Consider the following 17,343-nt stretch of genomic DNA (forward strand, 5'->3'; position numbering starts at 1 on the left):
CATAAGCACCTTGGTCAAAAATTCCAAACCCAGGAATTTCCGCCCAAGGAGACTTATATTTCGACGGCCGTGAAACGCCTAGCCTACTCGGCAGTTTCTAACCGTCTGGATCCGCTCACTTTAATGAAAGGGGGAAATCAATGATGGCTTCGAAGCGGCCACGAAGAAAGACGACTCGAAAACCCCGGAAATCAACTAAAAAGAATCAAGGACTTTTAGCAAAATATTCCGTTAATATTGGTGGGGCAGTTGCGGCTGTTTTAGCCTTATTAGGATTATTTCACGCCGGAATCGTTGGTGTTTTGATCATCAATCTGGTTAGAATTTTGGTTGGCAGCTTGTACCCACTGGGATTGATTTTGATCATGATTGCTGGCTTATGGCTGGCGGGGTTTGCGAAATTGCCAAAGATCAAGTTGAGATACTGGTTGGGGACGGTTTTGCTTGTAGCTGGTATTTTAATTTGGCTCACGCTGATTGAGTATGTTCAGACCGCCCAACCCGTTGCATTTGTCAGCACTAATTGGGCAAAATTGGCTGATGATATGGCTTCTGCTAATACGACTTCTAATATCGGCGGCGGGATCTTAGCAACTTGCCTTTTTTATGGACTACATCTGCTTTTGGGGAAGATTGGGACTGGAATTATTGCCACGTTAATCGTGATAGCCGCAATATTTGTCCTGTTTGAGATTTCATTTAGTAAAATTTTTGTTGGGTTACATAAAGGGTTACTAGTTTGTAAGAATCTCGTGACTAACATTTCAACTAAACTGCATGCACGATCAGAGCAAAAGCAATCAGTACCAAGATCGACGACGGCAGCAACTCCCACTACGGCGAAAAAAGAAACCGAGGCCGTTTCACAAGAGGACCAAGCAAAATTCTCAACGTCGGCAATTACAATTTCTGGAATGCCGGTTAGCAAACATGCGGACACCGAGCCAGAACCTAAGCAGCCTAAAGCGCCCGTTAAGGAAGAAGCGGATGATCAAGGTGACGTTAATTTAGTCGATGTTCAGGAAGATGATTCATATAAGCTGCCCACTAAGAATTTATTGACCCAAATTCCACAAGGTGATCAGTCTAGTGAGCTTAAATCAATTGACCACAATGCCAAAGTGCTTCAAAAGACCTTGGATAGTTTTGGCGTTAAGGCAGAAATAAAGCATGTGAGCCTGGGCCCGTCGGTTACAAAATATGAACTTCATCCAGATATCGGCGTCAAGGTTAGCCGAATTGTGAATCTGTCAGACGATATTGCACTTGCGTTAGCCGCGAAGGATATCCGAATTGAAGCACCGATCCCTGGTAAATCGTTGATTGGAATCGAAGTGCCAAATAAGAAGATTGCGACGGTGTCATTTCGGGATGTGGTTGAACATCAACCAGATAACCACGGCCACATTCTTCAGGTTCCGCTTGGTAAGGATGTTAATGGTAACGTCATTACTGCTGATTTAACTAAGATGCCTCATTTGCTGATTGCTGGGTCGACTGGGAGTGGTAAATCAGTTGCGATTAACGGAATTATTACCAGTATTCTGCTAAATGCCAAACCTAGCCAGGTTAAACTCATGTTAATCGATCCCAAAAAGGTAGAGCTGGGTGTATACAACGGAATTCCACATTTGCTAAGCCCGGTAGTTTCAGAGCCTAAAAAAGCTGCCAGGGCATTGCAAAAGGTGGTGTCCGAAATGGAAAACCGCTACGAGTTGTTTGCTAAATTTGGGCAACGAAAGATTGGAACTTATAACGAATTTGTTGCTAAAAATAATCGGGAAAACGATGCTAAAATCCAACCAATGCCATACATCGTTGTCATTGTCGACGAGTTGGCCGATTTGATGATGACCGTTTCTAATGATGTTGAAGCGGCGATTATCCGGCTCGCACAAATGGGCCGGGCAGCTGGTATTCACATGATTTTAGCGACCCAGCGGCCATCAGTGGATGTCATTACTGGATTGATTAAGGCAAACGTCCCGTCTAGAATTGCCTTCGCTGTTTCGAGTGGGATCGATTCTCGAACAATTATCGATACGAACGGGGCTGAAAAGCTCTTAGGACGCGGTGATATGCTTTTTCTACCAATTGACTCTAATACGCCAATTCGAGTTCAGGGTGCGTTTATTCCTGATCAAGATGTTGCTAAAGTGGTGAAGTTCATCACGGACCAGCAATCGGCTGATTATGACGAGTCAATGATGGTTAGCGACGAAGAAATTAAGCAGGAGGATCAGGCCGATTCGGAAGACGAACTATTTCCGGATGCTTTGGATTTTGTGGTTGATCAGCAAAAAGCTAGTACATCGTTATTGCAGCGGCATTTTCGAATCGGCTACAACCGAGCGGCCCGCCTAATTGACGATTTGCAAAAGAGAGGTTACATAGGCCCACAGGATGGCTCGCGGCCTAGGCAAGTTTATAAAGAGAAGTGAGCGGAGCAAAGCGTTTAGGGATCGGAGTGTAAGTCTCCTTCAACAGAAATCCCCGGGCTTGGGATTTTTGTTGAAGGTGCTTACGCGCAGATCCCTGCTTTGTGCAGCTGTCCTATAAAGTAAGTGAGCGGCCAGAGTGCGGAACCAAGCGGTTAGAAAGCGGAGCCTAAGTTACTCCGTTCAGAAATCCCGGGTCTGGATTTTTGGACGGAGTGGCTTAGGTGCAGCTTTCTGCTTGGTGCAGCACGTTTACACTATGTTGCCAAGGTGCTAAGAAACCTAAAATCTGGTCTTTAGTTTTTGGTGCTGAAGGCTTAGGTTTAAGCTTCGGCTTGGCACAGAACGCTTTTGCAATGTTATAAAGAACAGAATTCTTAGGATTGGGAACCCTAATGGTGGTACCGATACGTCTCGGATATTGGAAGTATCTTCAGGCTAGATGCTTTTTACTGTACGGTATCGACATTCTTCGCCCAGTGCAGATTAGTCACCATTTCAAAATAAAAAACCGCGGGCAAATTAATTGCCTGCGGTTCCTAAGCGAGTTGCTTAAATAAAAGTCATGATCGCTGAAATAACCAGTGATCCGATTGTTGCAATGATCATAATCCAAACAAACACCAATGTTATTTTTTGAAATCGAGTTCTCTTTTTACGCGCCAATATTTGCACCACTTTCTCAATGTATTCCATAAACAGTTTAACTATCATTATGATTCAATGCAATACGTTTTGTCAAAGCCAGGAGGGTTGTTAATGCATTTATATCCGTGGATGACTGCTATAGGTACGTTCTTGCTCCAATTTCTTATTTTGATTCTTATTGCGGGATTTATTCAAGTTTTAAAGAAAAGCGCCATTTTTAAATCCCGGATTAAAATAAGCCCGTTGGATCTTTGGCCACCAGTATTGTTAATTTTTATTCATCAAATTAGTCGTAATAGCTTGGCAGAATCCTATATTCCAGAAGTTGTTATCGTCTGGCTGGGTGTTTGCTTAATTGTTTTGTTATGGAAGATTTTTAAGGATCGTGACTTAACTTACAAAAAGTTCTTTATCTTTTTTTGGCGATTTAGTGACCTACTTTTATTTTTATGTTGGGTCAGTGTCGCATTGTATGTCATCATTCAAAAATTTTGAATTTTGACTAAATTTTCTTGAATCATTTGCTGTCAACGGGGCTTTTTCTCGTTGGCAGCTTTTTTTGTTTAAAAAATGGGGAAGTTCTCCCCTTCGAATAAATCGCTGTTGTGACGGTGATTAGCGATTGTCAAAATTAAAATAAACAAACTATATGACATTCCTTTTACAAAAATTGAGGGCTTGTGGTTGATAGTGGGGAATTGTGGTAGAATGTGACTATAAGTTGAATTAAGGGGGATAAGTGTGTGTTCATGGGCGAATATCAACATAATATTGATGCCAAGGGACGCCTCATTATCCCCGCTAAATTCCGGCAAGAACTCGGTGATAAGTTTGTTGTTACCCGAGGGATGGATGGATGCCTATTTGGTTATCCAATGACTGAATGGGAGAAAATTCAGGATAAGATTGACAATCTGCCGATTAATAAAAAAGATGCTCGCTATTTCACCCGGTTTTTTTTCTCGGCTGCCATTGAATGTGAATTTGATAAACAGGGTCGAATCAACATTCCTAATGTATTAAGAGAATACGCAAAAATCGCCAAAAAATGCGTGGTTGTGGGTGTCTCTAACCGTTTTGAAATTTGGAGTGATGATCGCTGGAACGACTTTAGCGATGATGCTGAGAAGAACTTTAATGAAATTGCTGAGAATATGATTGATTTTTAACTTAGTTGAGACTGTAAGGGGGTGGCTTGATGCCAGAATTCGAACATGTAACCGTTTTATTGAATGAAGCAGTTAGGGGCTTGAATATTAATTCAGCCGGTACATATGTTGATGCAACGTTGGGTGGCGGCGGCCACTCCACAAAAATATTAGAGAAGCTTACGATGGGTCATCTTTATGCTTTTGACCAGGATGAAGAAGCGATTGACTATAATAAGCAACACCTGCAAAAATATTTAAAGGCGGGTAAGTTAACGCTCGTTCATGATAATTTTAGAAATTTAAAGATAGCCCTTCAGCAATATGGGATTAGTGACATTGACGGCATTGTTTATGACCTAGGGGTTTCTTCCCCGCAATTTGATGATGCAAGTCGTGGCTTTAGCTATCGGTTTAATGCACGATTAGACATGCGAATGGATCAAGATAATCCGGTTGATGCGTGGAAAGTTGTTAATGAATGGTCATATGAAAAGCTAGTTCGGATTTTCTATCGATACGGTGAAGAGCGGTTTTCAAAACAAATTGCCCGATTGATTGAAAAAAAGCGGGCGAGCCAGCCAATCAATACGACCGACGAATTAGTTGAAATCATTAAAGAGGCAATCCCCGCGGCTGCCCGTCGACATGGTGGTCATCCTGCTAAAAAAGTCTTTCAGGCAATTCGAATTGCGGTTAATGATGAATTGTCCGCGCTGGAAGATTCGTTGGAACAAGCCATTGACCTGCTTGCAGTCGGTGGTCGGATTAGTGTGATCACGTTCCAATCGTTAGAAGATCGGCTGGTTAAAACCATGTTTCGCGAAAAAACGTCACTACCAGAATTACCGCCTAATTTACCAATTATTCCTGAGGGGATTAAGCCAAAATATAAAAGCATTACTCGAAAACCAATTACTCCAACTGAGAGCGAACTCGCAGATAACCATCGCTCCCATAGTGCTAAGTTGCGAATAATTGAACGAATTAAAAAATAAATAAAAGGAAGAATACATAATTATGGCACAAAATAATTTAGCTCGTGATATTGCTGAACAACCGAAGACCTATGTTTCGTCACCTGAACAAGTTCCCACTGAAGTTACCGTTAAACGGGTTCGGGTTGCTAGCCGCCTACAGCTTTCTGCATTCGAAAAAGTATTGATTGTTTCTGGTAGTGCAATCTTAACTGTGTTAATGTTATTAGTTGTATCATCCAAGGTTGCTCTGTCAAACTCACAGCATCAACTACAGCACATTGATAATCAAATTGTCAACGTCCGAAATGATAACACTAATCTCAATCAACAGATTGGCGAACTTCAAAGCAGCAGCCGACTAGAAAAGGTTGCTAAGCAGAGTAATATGTCACTTAAAAATGCTAATATAAGGAATGTTACTAAATGAAAGATTCATCTGACCATTCTGCAGGTAAGGGGAAGGTTCTAAGAAACAGAAAGATTGTCGGAATGTGGCTTTTCTTTCTGTTTATTGGTATGTTCGCCCTTTTATCAACGCGGCTATTAGTCATTGCTGTCGGCAAAAACGTTAAGAACGTTAATCTAAACGATCAAGCACAAAAACTGTATACGCAGACGCAAACCCTGAAGGCCCGCCGGGGGACTATTTATGATGCGGACGGAAACGCCATCGCAGAAGATACAAGTACATATTCACTCTATGCCGTGTTGGATAAGGGGCAACGCGGTTTAAATAATAAGCCACTTTATGTGGTCAATAAGAGCAAAACCGCCCAGGCACTCTCAAAATATTTACCAATTTCTGAGAAAAAAGCTCTGAAAATTTTGTCACCGAAGGATAGTCAGCCGTTTCAAGTTGAGTTTGGCAGTGCTGGCACTAATATTTCATTAATTACCAAGAAGAAGCTTGAAGCTAAGCATCTTCCTGGAATTAATTTTGTGCAGCAACAAGCAAGGCTCTATCCAAACGGTGTCTTTTCGTCTAATCTGATTGGGGTTGCGACTTCGCAGAACGATAAAACAACCGGAGCTAACAACCTTGTTGGCCAAATGGGGATTGAAAAGGCCTTTGACAAAGAATTAGCCGGCAAAAACGGTTACAAAGATGCGCAGTACGATGCTTATGGCTATAAGCTGCCTGGCAGAGAACAAAAGGAAAAGCCCGTTAAGAATGGCGACAACATTTATACAACCATTGATTCACGGATTCAGACTTTACTTGAAAGTGAAATGAATTCGGTTGCCTCACAAGTTCATCCAGCAGGAATGAATGCCGTTTTAATGGATGCTAAAACAGGCCGGATTGTGGCTGCTTCTCAGCGGCCGACCTTTAATGCGTCAACACTTCAGGGAATTAATAAGGCTTGGACGAACACATTAACTGCTGACACCTATGAACCAGGGTCAACCATGAAGGTCTTTACACTATCGGCGGCAATTAATTCTGGTCATTTTAACGGTAACGACACCTATGAATCTGGGCGTTATGCCATTGATGGCAAGATTGTTCCTGATTGGGATCCTGCTGGTTGGGGCTATATTACCTATAATAAGGGATTCGCCCTTTCTAGTAACGTTGCCATGGCACACTTGGAGCAGCAAATGGGGCCCAAAACCTGGAAAAAGTATATTCAGCGGTTTGGTTTCTTGAAGACTACCAATTCAGGCCTGCCAGGGGAATTAGCTGGCCGCTTGCAATTTAATTACCCGATTGAACAAGCCGATACATCGTTTGGTCAGGGGATTGAAGTCACGACCATGCAGATGATGCAGGCATTAACGGCAGTTTCGAATAATGGTACAATGATGAAGCCGTACTTTATTTCCAAAGTAACTGATCCTAGCAATAAGAAAGTTCTTAAGAAGTATGGCAAGCAGGTGGTTGGTCACCCGATTAGCGCCCAAACGGCTAAGAAGGTCCGCCAGCACATGCAAGACGTTGTTTATAAGAGTTATGGGATTGGTCAGGATTATAAGATTAAAGGCTATCGAATCGCTGCTAAAACTGGGACGGCTCAGGTTAGTAACGGTGCTGGGGGGTATGCCTCTGGGGATGATAGTTATCTGTATTCCGTTGCTGGAATGGTTCCTGCAAACAATCCGCGCTATGTCATGTTCATTACGATGAAGCAGCCGCAACTCACGGGTACCAAAACTGCTACTCAATTACTAGCCGAAATCTTTAAGCCGGTAATTACGCGGGCACTGCAAAATTCGAATACTAAGCAGGCGCAGGTTAAGAAGACATTACCATCTGTGGTGTATAACACGTCAATTGAAGCGAAGCGAACACTAGCTGAGAAGGGATTTGACGTGGTCACGATTGGTAATGATGGGACTGTGGTCAAACAGTCGCCGACTGCAGGGGAACGTGTCAGTGAGCAGAAGCGGATCTTCATTATGACTAACAGTGGCTGGAAGATGCCTCGGATCATCGGCTGGTCTAAAGCTGATGTTCAGGAACTATGTAAAATGACCGGTATGAAGCTTGCTTCAACTGGCACTGGTTATGCGGATAGTCAAAGTATCAATTTCTCCAAATCAATTAATGGAAAAGAAACGTTAAAGGTCAATTTTGAATAGTTTAAGGATGGGTTAATGGGATAATGATTAATTGGGCAATACCTTTATTAAGTGGTTTTATCATTACGGCCGTATTTATGCCGAGTTTAATTAAATATTTTAGAAGTAAACACGAAGGCCAGATGATTAGAGAAGAGGGTCCCTCTTGGCATGAAAAAAAATCAGGGACACCTACGATGGGCGGCATTCTTTTTATTATCGCGGCCGTTGTTTCTGATTTGGTATTTGCCTGGATTCAACAGATGCTGACGCCGACACTTTTGATTTTGCTGTTTGTCTTAGTGGCTTATGGCCTGATTGGCATGTGGGACGATAGCATTAAGCTCTTTAAGCGACAAAATGAGGGACTTAAAGCTTGGCAAAAACTTTTAGCTCAGATTGTGGTTGCGGTTATTTTTTCGTTAGTGTATCTTCACGAAGGCTTTCCAATGGCCTTTAAGATCCCATTTGCGCATGATTGGAACGTGTCATATTGGTACATCATATTTATTATCTTTTGGTTGGTTGGCTTTTCCAATGCCGTCAATTTAACCGACGGATTAGATGGTTTGGTTTCTGGATTAGGAACCATTTCATTTGCGGCATATGGCATTATTGCCTTATTCCAGCATCAAACAGAAGTTGCTGTTTTCTGTTTCACGATCGTTGGTGGGCTGCTTGGCTTCTTCATCTTCAATCATAAGCCTGCCAAAATATTCATGGGTGATATGGGATCACTCGCACTGGGGGCAGCACTTGCCTGTGTCTCAATTCTGGTCCACCATGAATTTTCATTACTGGTGATTGGAATTATTTATGTTTGCGAAACGGCCAGCGTTATGATTCAGGTTGCATCTTTTAAACTTACTGGCAAGCGGGTGTTTAAGATGACACCTATCCATCATCACTTTGAGATGCTTGGATGGAGTGAATGGAAGATCGACGTCGTTTTTTGGTCGATCGCATTGGTCGCAGCTGCGGTAAGTATTATAACGATTGTTTAGGGTTGGGACAAAACAGCTGTTTTGTATCCAGCCTCTTTGACTATACTGAAATAACTTAAGATGAGGGTATTAACGATGAAATCAATAGATGACTATAAGAATAAAAAAGTATTAGTTTTGGGTGCCGGCAAAAGTGGCACGCATGCTGCGGAAACATTGCAAGAACTTGGGGCCACAGTTACATTGAGCGATGCCAAGCCAGCAGAAGATTTGCCTGAGGTTCAAGAACTTAATGACCGGGGAATCGAAACAATTACTGGCAAACAACCTGCAGATATTTTGGACCGCGGTTTTGATTTGATGGTTAAAAATCCAGGAATTCCATATGATAATCCGGTGGTTAACTCAGCGGTCAACCATCATCTGCCAATTATTACCGAAGTGGAGTTAGCTGCTCAGATAACCGATGCTGAAATTGTCGGTGTAACGGGGAGTAATGGTAAAACGACGACGGTGACAATGATCACGAAAATTCTCAACCAGGAACGCCAAAAGGGTCATGCATATGCGGCTGGGAACATTGGGATCTCCGCAACGGAGACGGCTAAAAAAGCAACCGCTGATGACACAATCGTAATGGAACTTTCAAGCTTTATGTTACTTGGTATTAAGAGCCTCCATCCACACGTTGCGGTGTTGACCAACATTTTCTCGAATCACTTGGATTATCATAAAACGCGGGAAAATTACGTTAACGCAAAAATGCGGATTACGATGAACCAAACCCCTGCTGATTATTTTGTTGTTAACTTTGATTCTGACGAATGGCGGCAATTGAGCAATCGTAGTCAGGCAAAAGTCGTACCGTTTGCCCGCACGAGTGAGATTGATCACGGGGCATATGAAAAGAACGGCAAGCTATATTACAATGATGAATTTATCATGAACGCTGACGACATTAAGGTCCCTGGCAAACAGAACGTTGAGAATGCCTTAGCAGCCATTGCAACCGCCAAGGCCTTAGGAAAGTCTAATTTAGCGATTACAAATGTTTTGGAAACCTTTACGGGTGTTCGGCACCGTTGCCAATTTGTCCTGGAAGCTGATGGCCGAAAGTTCTACAACGATTCCAAGGCCACTGATATCGAAGCAACCCAGATGGCACTTGAAGGTTTTGACAAACCAGTGGTCCTTCTTGCTGGTGGGCTTGACCGGGGCTATACGTTTGATAAAATGATTCCCCAATTCAAGCAGCATGTTAAGTCAGCTGTGTTGTTCGGGCAAACAGCAAACTTACTTGAAGAGTCATTGAAAAAAGCTGGGATTGACCAAATTCAAAAGGTTGCTAGCCTGGATGAAGCCGTTCCAGTTGCTTACGCGGACAGTGATGAAGGCGATATCATCCTTTTGTCTCCTGCCAACGCTAGCTGGGATCAATTTAAAAACTTTGAGGTTCGCGGCGACGAGTTTATTAAGGACGTTGAGAAATTGACGCATAAGCAGGAGGAAAATTGATGCGACTAATTATTTCGGGTGGTGGGACAGGTGGTCATATCTATCCCGCCCTGGCAATCATCGAAGATTTGCTGAAACAGGAGCCAGATTCAAAGGTGCTATACGTTGGCTCAAGGCGGGGACTTGAAAGTGACATCGTCCCCAAACAGGGAATTGACTTTGTTGAATTGGAAATTCAGGGATTCAAACGGTCACTTTCGCTTGAAAATTTTAAGACGGTTGCACTGTTCTTGAAAAGCGTTCATACCTCTAAGAAACTAATTAAGTCCTTTAATCCTGACGTGGTCATTGGAACTGGGGGGTATGTATCTGGCGCCGTTGTGTACGCAGCTGCAAAAGCACATATTCCCACGATTATTCATGAACAAAATAGTGCCGTTGGGTTAACTAACAAATTTTTGAGCCGTTACGTGGATAAAATTGCAATTGGGTTTCACGAAGCTGCTGATCAGTTTCCAAAGGAGAAAGTGGTTTTTGCCGGCAATCCAAGGGCACAGCAAGTTGCTAATATGCAGTCTGATTTTCAGTGGTCTGAATTTGGATTAAAGAATGATGTGCCAACTGTTCTAATCTTTGGTGGCAGCCAGGGCGCACCCGCAGTCAACAACGCGGTCATCGGGGCGATCAACGAATTTAATAAGCGCAGTTACCAAGTAGCGTTTGTGACTGGTCAAAAACGGTTTGATGCTGTTACTCAGCAACTCGATAAGGTTCGGATTAGTGATAATATTAAGATTTTGCCTTACATAAGTAATATGCCTAGGGTTTTGCCAAAGGTAGCGTTAATCGTTGGCCGATCGGGGGCTACCAGTATTGCAGAAATCACTGCATTAGGAATTCCAGCGGTGCTAATTCCAAGCCCATACGTCACCGCTGACCACCAAACCAAAAATACCATGAGTTTAGTTAACCGTGGTGCTGCCCTGATGATTAAACAAGATCAGTTAAATGGTCAAACTTTAGTTAAATCAGTTGATCAATTGATGCACGATGATAAAGAACGTGGGAAAATGTCAGTTAATTCAAAGAAATTAGGGGTTGTTGATTCAGCTGACCGCATTTTAGACTTGGCGAGGTCGCTTATTCGCCAATAAGTTTCCGGGGGTAGATAACTGTGGGCCAGAAAAATGATATTCCCGAATCTCGAAAGGGCTTTTTCCATGATTACCAGATTCGGAATTTGAAAAAAATGTCACCGTTAATTATATTAGCAGTTGTGGTTATAGCTTGGATGGCTTTCTTAGTTTCCCCATACAGTAAGGTGAAATCTGTCGCGGTTTCTGGCAACGAGATTGTCAGTGTAAAGCAAATCAAGCATTATTCTCCCGTCAAAAAGGGGACGTCGTTATTTTCAGTCTGGGGAAAACAGGAAAAGTTAGCAAAAGCCTTGAAGGATCGCAGTCAACGAATGCAATCCGTAACCTTAAAACTAGTTAATTTTAATCAAATTAAAATTAAGGTTGAAGAGTACCCGACAATCGGGTATCTTTATGTTCACAGAGGGTATGAACCAATTCTTCAAAGTGGTGTGATTATTAAAACAAAGGTGTTGAATCCAAGTGATGGGTTTCCGGTTTTGAAGAAGTTCCATAATCCAAAAAAGTTACAAAGAACGATTAAGCAGTATCGTAGAATTGACCCGCCAGTTCGAGCAGTGATTAATACAATTAGTTTTTCACCGACCAAGAGCAACCCAGACCGGATCTTTTTGCAAATGACTGACGGGAATAAAGTGTACGCTTCGATCAGCAGTTTTGGCGATAAAATGGATTACTATCCAAGTATTAATTCTAAGTTGAAAGTTAAGAGTATTATTAATATGGAAGTGGGGGCATATTCGTATCCAATTACTAAAAAGCAATCGGGCACGAATACGAATGTGGCGCAGGGTTATTAGTGTCAAATAATCTTTTTCCGTAGTTATGATTGTGTTAAACTTATGTTATTAGAAAATATTCTAGATGTGGAGGTTCCTTACATATATGGATAATTCGGGTTTATATGTGGGACTTGATATAGGAACTACCTCAATAAAGGTAATTGTTGCAGAAAAGGTTAAAGGGCAATTGAACGTTATTGGTGTGGGAAATCAGCCTTCAAACGGATTGAGTCGGGGTGTGATCGTGGATATCGATCAGGCTGCTGATGCAATTAGAAGTGCTGTAAATCAAGCTCAAGAAAAAGCAAGTGTTGAAATCAAGGACGTTATTGTGAGCGTTCCAGCTAATATGCTTAAGATTGAACCATGTAATGGGCTAATTACCCTTGATGATCAGTCGCGAGAAATTACTGAAGAAGACGTTAGAAACGTAGCGGCCTCTGCTTTGGGTACGAGTCTACCCACTGAACGGGAAGTTATTGACATCCAGCCAGAAGAGTTTATCGTGGATGGCTTTGATGGCATCAAGGATCCACGGGGAATGGTCGGCGTTCGCCTTGAAATGCGGGGAAAGCTTATCAGTGGTTCCAAGGGAATTATGCATAATTTACAAAAGGCAGTTGAAAAGGCCGGTTTAAATATCATGGCCACTGTTTTGACACCATTGGCTGAAAGCCATGAAATGCTCAATGATGGGGAGCAGGACTTTGGTACCATTATTGTTGATCTCGGTGGTGGTCAAACGACCGCTTCAGTGATTCATGACCATCAATTGAAATATGCGACCACTGACCCAGAAGGCGGTGCATACATTACAAAGGATATTTCAATTGTTTTAAACACCTCAATGACCAGTGCTGAAAAGATTAAGCGAGATTACGGTTACGCCGATTCGCTGCAGGCTTCGGCGGATAATGAATTCCCTGTTGATGTGGTCGGCCAGTCAGAGCCAACCTATATTGATGAACGGTATTTAGCCGAAATTATTGAAGCACGCCTTAGTCAAATATTTGATCGAATTAAGGATCGGCTAAATCAAATTCAAGCACTTGATTTACCAGGTGGAATTGTTTTAACTGGTGGTGTGGCTGCTCTTCCGGGAATTGCCGAATTAGCAGCTGACCAATTTAATACGAATGTCAGAGTCTATATTCCTGATCAAATGGGATTACGACATCCATCGTTTACAGCAGCCTTATCATTAGTATCGTATTTCGCTGATTTACCAGATGTTGATATGATTGTTAGATCTGCCGTTGGTGCTACGTTAACCAAGGTTCCCAAGCTAGCAAGTTCTCAGGACAGCCAAATTCCTGTGTCGGAGAAGTCAACTAAACCAAAACGACAAACACAGAAGAAAAAACGTGGTGAAGGAATCAAGAATTTCTTTAGCGATTTCTTTGATTAATTAAGCACTTTACGGAGGTAAAATAATTATGGAGTATTCACTAGATTCCACCGATAGTCACGGTGCAAACATTAAAGTGATTGGAGTTGGTGGCGGCGGAAGTAATGCCGTCAACACGATGATCAACGCAGACGTTAAGGGCGTTGAGTTCATTGTTGCCAATACCGATGTTCAGGCTTTGGCAACGTCCAAGGCCGAAACAAGAATTCAACTTGGCCCCAAATTAACCCGCGGATTAGGCGCAGGTTCTAACCCGGACGTTGGTGCTAAGGCAGCCGAGGAAAGTGAAGAAGCAATTACTGAGGCCCTTGAAGGTGCTGATATGGTTTTTGTCACTGCTGGAATGGGTGGTGGTACCGGTAATGGTGCTGCACCGATTGTGGCTAAAATCGCCAAGGACCAAGGTGCTTTAACGGTTGGAGTTGTGACAAAACCATTTAGTTTTGAAGGTCCCCGGCGGGTTAAGTATGCCGACCAGGGTGTTGCCCAACTTAAGGAAAACGTCGACACACTGATTGTGATTTCTAATAACCAATTACTTGAAATGGTTGATAAGAAGACGCCAATGATGGACGCCTTTAAGGAAGCTGATAACGTGCTTCGTCAGGGTGTTCAAGGAATCTCTGACTTGATTACCAGTCCTGGGTACGTTAACTTGGATTTTGCTGACGTTAAGACGACGATGCAAGACCAAGGATCAGCTTTGATGGGGGTTGGAACTGCTAATGGCGAAAACCGAACGGCTGAGGCCACCAAAAAAGCAATTTCGTCACCACTGTTGGAAGTTTCTATTGATGGGGCAGAGCAAGTATTGCTTAACATTACTGGTGGCCCTGACCTATCATTATTTGAGGCTCAAGATGCTTCTGATATCGTTTCTCAAGCTGCAACAAGTGACGTTAATATTATCTTTGGAACGTCAATTGATGAATCATTGGGTGATGAAGTTCGGGTAACGGTCATTGCCACTGGGATTGATAAAAAGCGTGCTGACCAAGACCGTCTTGCTTCGCGGAGGACTCGAACGGCGCGGCCCCAAACGACTGCCCGACCACATTCAGTTGATCGTAAGCAATCAAGTTCTGATAAGGGCGCTGCTAAGGGGACTTCTCAAAATGATCCGTTAGGTAATTGGGATATTCGTAAACAACCAGCCGCTGCTCGACCTTCAACTAATGACAGTGACGAGTTTAATGACGTTGAAAAGAAGGACTTTGATCCATTTCAACCTGATGTGAGTTCTGATGATTCACAACAAGACAAGAGTGATGACGCACAAGACGATATTCCACCATTCTTTAAACACCGTCGGCGGAACAAGTAGTTCTCTGTGACCGGTATTTATCAAATTGGTGAATACGAAAGGACACGACATGCCACAAAAATTTAATTTAGCTAATTTTTTCGGGATGGATACAGATGCTGACCAACCAAGTACAGATAATGAGAAGGCAACTGACAACGTGGTGCTGATGAATCGACAGAACATTGATCCTAGCAAGATTGTTGTCTTTGAACCGATTAATTACACGGACGTCGACACAATCGCCCAGAAGCTTTTGGAAGATAGTGCGGTTATCGTCAAGTTAAATAAACTTGACGTTAATTCAGCTGCTAGAATGGTTGACTTTTTGAACGGCGTTTTGTTTGCCATCCATGGGTCGATCAATCGGCTAGATAAAAATATTTTTCTGTGTTCACCAAAAAAATTTCAAGTAACGAAATAATTGACTTCACGTAAAGAATAAGGAGCGTTCGATTGCAAACTATTATTTTTTATACCGCTCAGATCATTAATCAACTGATCAGTGTTTATATGCTCGCAATTGTTGTGTATGCGCTAATGAGCTGGTTTCCCAATGCATACGGTACCGCAATTGGAAGGTTCTTGGCTCGAATTGTTGAACCCTTCGAGCGTTTGTTTAACTTTGCAACGATTGGCATGATCAGCTTAGCGCCGTTAGTTGCATTAGCGGTGCTAACCTTTGTTCAGTATGGGGTTACGTATGTTGGTAATTTGTTGATTACGATGAGTTCTCAGTAAAAGAGGAGGATTACCGTGGTGGATTCTAACGTTTCACAACACTATCGACCTGATGAATTACCATTTCTTGAGTCGATTGATAGCTTGAGCGGAAGAGTTGAAAATGAATATCGACCAATCCTTACCAATTTCTTAAATCCAAGGCAGCTATATATCCTTGAAACAATTGTTAATCGTTATGACGGGATTACGTTTAAAACATTTGGTGGTTTTCCAGAAGCTGAGATGAAACGTGCGATTGCCTTTCCCTCTTACTTCGAGCCTAAAAATGATGATTTTAACATTACCGCATTTCAGATTGACTATCCAAGTAAATTTGCGACATTGTCACATGGTCAGATTCTGGGTTCAATAATGGGCGCTGGAATTGACCGTGACGTGATTGGCGATATTATCACGGACGGGCCTAATTGGCAATTTATGTGTGAATCCGAAATGGCTGATTATGTTCGGGCACAAGTTGATAAAGTCGGTAAAATCAAGGTTAAGTTGAAGCCAATTGAGCCAGATCAGATTATCCATCCAGTTGATGAAAGTGAAGCGGTGACAACCACTGTTTCTTCGCTACGGGTAGATACACTTATTAGTGAAGGCTTTCATATCTCCAGACACCATGCCAAGGAGCTGGTAGATGGTGGAATGGTTCGAATTAATTGGGTTGACTCTGAACGACCAGATTTAGAATTATCAATTCAAGATATTGTTTCTGTACGTGGATTTGGTCGGATTGTTATCAAGGATATATTAGGGGTTACCAAAAAAGAGAAGATCCGAATTGTGATTAATATTTACAATCGGAATAAATAGGAGGGATCGATTCACCATGGTACTAAGTCCACAGGATATTCATAATAAAGAGTTTTCGACCAAATTGAGAGGTTATAACATTGATGAAGTTAATGATTTTTTAGACAAAATCATTAAGGATTACCAAATCGTTCTTCAAGAAAACAAAGATTTATCTTCTAAACTTGACGAATCAAATGATAAGCTTTCGTATTTTAATGATCTAAAGGATTCACTGAACCAATCTATTTTAGTGGCGCAAGAGGCTGCTGATAAAGTTAAGACTAACTCGAAAAAAGAAGCCGAAATCACTAACCGGGAAGCTCAAAAGAAAGCTGACGATATTTTAAACGCGGCTAACGAGAAGGGTAACAATATCTTAGAGGAAGCTTCTAAACGGGCTAAGAAATTGGCAATTGAAACTGATGACTTAAGAAAGAATACCCGGGTATTCCGTCAACGACTGCAAGTCATGTTGGAAAGCCAATTGGAAGTAATCAAGGGATCGGATTGGGATCACTTGGTTGAAGAGACGCCAACAACGACTTACGAAGATATCGAAAAAGTTGTGGGCAGTCTTGACAATACAGCGAACACAGGGGTAGAATCAGGAACCAAACAGAATAATGATGCTGACTTGGTGGCTGATGCAACGACAACGGATGATTTAGATAAGACCGTTGTTTATTACCCCGATGATGCAAAGTAAATAATTGAATCGATTAGAGACCAGAAAGTGATTGATCGACACATCAGCGAGCTAAAAATGGTGAGAGTTTAGCAGTCAACGACCAATCAACTGATCACCTCTAGTACATAAGTCGATTGCTTTTAGAGAGAATTGTGAAATTCTAAAATTGGGTGGTACCACGAAAAGTCTTCGTCCCTTGTGACGGGGGCTTTTTTTGTAGAGTGCGAGAACGAGCGGTTAACAATCAGAACATAATGCGCCTGCCATGAAAATCCTGGTTTTGGATTTTGATGGCAGGTG

Annotated in this window: 17 protein-coding genes; 16 read left to right on the plus strand and 1 reads right to left on the minus strand. The window is 42.3% G+C overall.

Annotation, left to right across the window (positions count from 1 at the left end; all coding sequences use genetic code 11):
- Positions 1 to 143 precede the first annotated feature (143 nt).
- Complete coding sequence (locus FC98_RS11335; RefSeq protein ID WP_056949591.1) at positions 144 to 2,441, plus strand: DNA translocase FtsK; 2,298 nt, start codon at positions 144 to 146, stop codon at positions 2,439 to 2,441.
- A 549-nt stretch (positions 2,442 to 2,990) separates the two neighbouring features.
- Here FC98_RS11335 and FC98_RS14385 read toward each other — a convergent pair.
- Positions 2,991 to 3,134, minus strand: coding sequence for a DUF4044 domain-containing protein (locus tag FC98_RS14385; RefSeq protein WP_172633901.1), 144 nt, complete (start codon positions 3,132 to 3,134; stop codon positions 2,991 to 2,993).
- Between the two features lie 63 nt (positions 3,135 to 3,197).
- Between FC98_RS14385 and FC98_RS11340 the strand changes: the two genes are divergently transcribed.
- From FC98_RS11340 to FC98_RS11410, 15 genes are all read left to right on the plus strand, one after another.
- Positions 3,198 to 3,581, plus strand: coding sequence for a DUF3397 domain-containing protein (locus FC98_RS11340; protein WP_054655679.1), 384 nt, complete (start codon positions 3,198 to 3,200; stop codon positions 3,579 to 3,581).
- Between the two features lie 248 nt (positions 3,582 to 3,829).
- A complete protein-coding gene (gene mraZ, locus FC98_RS11345; RefSeq protein ID WP_040470722.1) occupies positions 3,830 to 4,255 on the plus strand; it encodes a division/cell wall cluster transcriptional repressor MraZ in 426 nt (141 codons plus the stop codon).
- 29 nt (positions 4,256 to 4,284) lie between these two features.
- Positions 4,285 to 5,232, plus strand: coding sequence for a 16S rRNA (cytosine(1402)-N(4))-methyltransferase RsmH (gene rsmH, locus FC98_RS11350; protein ID WP_008855475.1), 948 nt, complete (start codon positions 4,285 to 4,287; stop codon positions 5,230 to 5,232).
- Positions 5,233 to 5,254: 22 nt separating this feature from the next.
- Complete coding sequence (gene ftsL / locus FC98_RS11355; protein ID WP_054655675.1) at positions 5,255 to 5,641, plus strand: cell division protein FtsL; 387 nt, start codon at positions 5,255 to 5,257, stop codon at positions 5,639 to 5,641.
- Positions 5,638 to 7,797 carry a penicillin-binding transpeptidase domain-containing protein gene (locus FC98_RS11360; RefSeq protein WP_056949588.1) on the plus strand — a complete coding sequence of 720 codons (2,160 nt, stop codon included), beginning with the start codon at positions 5,638 to 5,640 and terminating at the stop codon, positions 7,795 to 7,797. The genes ftsL and FC98_RS11360 overlap by 4 nt, the downstream gene beginning before the upstream one ends.
- A gap of 23 nt (positions 7,798 to 7,820) precedes the next feature.
- Positions 7,821 to 8,780, plus strand: coding sequence for a phospho-N-acetylmuramoyl-pentapeptide-transferase (gene mraY / locus FC98_RS11365; RefSeq protein WP_056949589.1), 960 nt, complete (start codon positions 7,821 to 7,823; stop codon positions 8,778 to 8,780).
- Positions 8,781 to 8,840: 60 nt separating this feature from the next.
- Positions 8,841 to 10,235, plus strand: a complete 1,395-nt coding sequence (gene murD / locus FC98_RS11370) for a UDP-N-acetylmuramoyl-L-alanine--D-glutamate ligase (RefSeq protein ID WP_268872054.1) — start codon at positions 8,841 to 8,843, stop codon at positions 10,233 to 10,235.
- A complete protein-coding gene (murG, locus tag FC98_RS11375) occupies positions 10,235 to 11,329 on the plus strand; it encodes an undecaprenyldiphospho-muramoylpentapeptide beta-N-acetylglucosaminyltransferase (RefSeq protein WP_008855480.1) in 1,095 nt (364 codons plus the stop codon). The genes murD and murG overlap by 1 nt, the downstream gene beginning before the upstream one ends.
- A gap of 20 nt (positions 11,330 to 11,349) precedes the next feature.
- Complete coding sequence (locus FC98_RS11380) at positions 11,350 to 12,132, plus strand: cell division protein FtsQ/DivIB (protein WP_008855481.1); 783 nt, start codon at positions 11,350 to 11,352, stop codon at positions 12,130 to 12,132.
- A gap of 85 nt (positions 12,133 to 12,217) precedes the next feature.
- Positions 12,218 to 13,522 (plus strand): cell division protein FtsA, encoded by a 1,305-nt coding sequence (gene ftsA / locus FC98_RS11385; RefSeq protein ID WP_172633898.1) that lies wholly within the window; start codon positions 12,218 to 12,220, stop codon positions 13,520 to 13,522.
- Between the two features lie 28 nt (positions 13,523 to 13,550).
- Positions 13,551 to 14,846, plus strand: coding sequence for a cell division protein FtsZ (gene ftsZ, locus FC98_RS11390; protein ID WP_008855483.1), 1,296 nt, complete (start codon positions 13,551 to 13,553; stop codon positions 14,844 to 14,846).
- A gap of 49 nt (positions 14,847 to 14,895) precedes the next feature.
- On the plus strand, positions 14,896 to 15,249 hold the full coding sequence (locus FC98_RS11395; RefSeq protein WP_008855484.1) for a cell division protein SepF: 354 nt from the start codon (positions 14,896 to 14,898) through the stop codon (positions 15,247 to 15,249).
- A 32-nt stretch (positions 15,250 to 15,281) separates the two neighbouring features.
- Positions 15,282 to 15,566, plus strand: a complete 285-nt coding sequence (locus FC98_RS11400; RefSeq protein WP_008855485.1) for a YggT family protein — start codon at positions 15,282 to 15,284, stop codon at positions 15,564 to 15,566.
- Positions 15,567 to 15,584: 18 nt separating this feature from the next.
- Entirely contained in the window at positions 15,585 to 16,373 is a 789-nt protein-coding gene (locus FC98_RS11405) for a YlmH family RNA-binding protein (RefSeq protein WP_235803625.1), read from the plus strand.
- 16 nt (positions 16,374 to 16,389) lie between these two features.
- Positions 16,390 to 17,061 (plus strand): DivIVA domain-containing protein, encoded by a 672-nt coding sequence (locus tag FC98_RS11410; protein ID WP_008855488.1) that lies wholly within the window; start codon positions 16,390 to 16,392, stop codon positions 17,059 to 17,061.
- Positions 17,062 to 17,343 lie beyond the last annotated feature (282 nt).

Source organism: Lentilactobacillus kisonensis DSM 19906 = JCM 15041 (assembly GCF_001434135.1).
Classification (GTDB): Bacteria; Bacillota; Bacilli; order Lactobacillales; family Lactobacillaceae; genus Lentilactobacillus; species Lentilactobacillus kisonensis.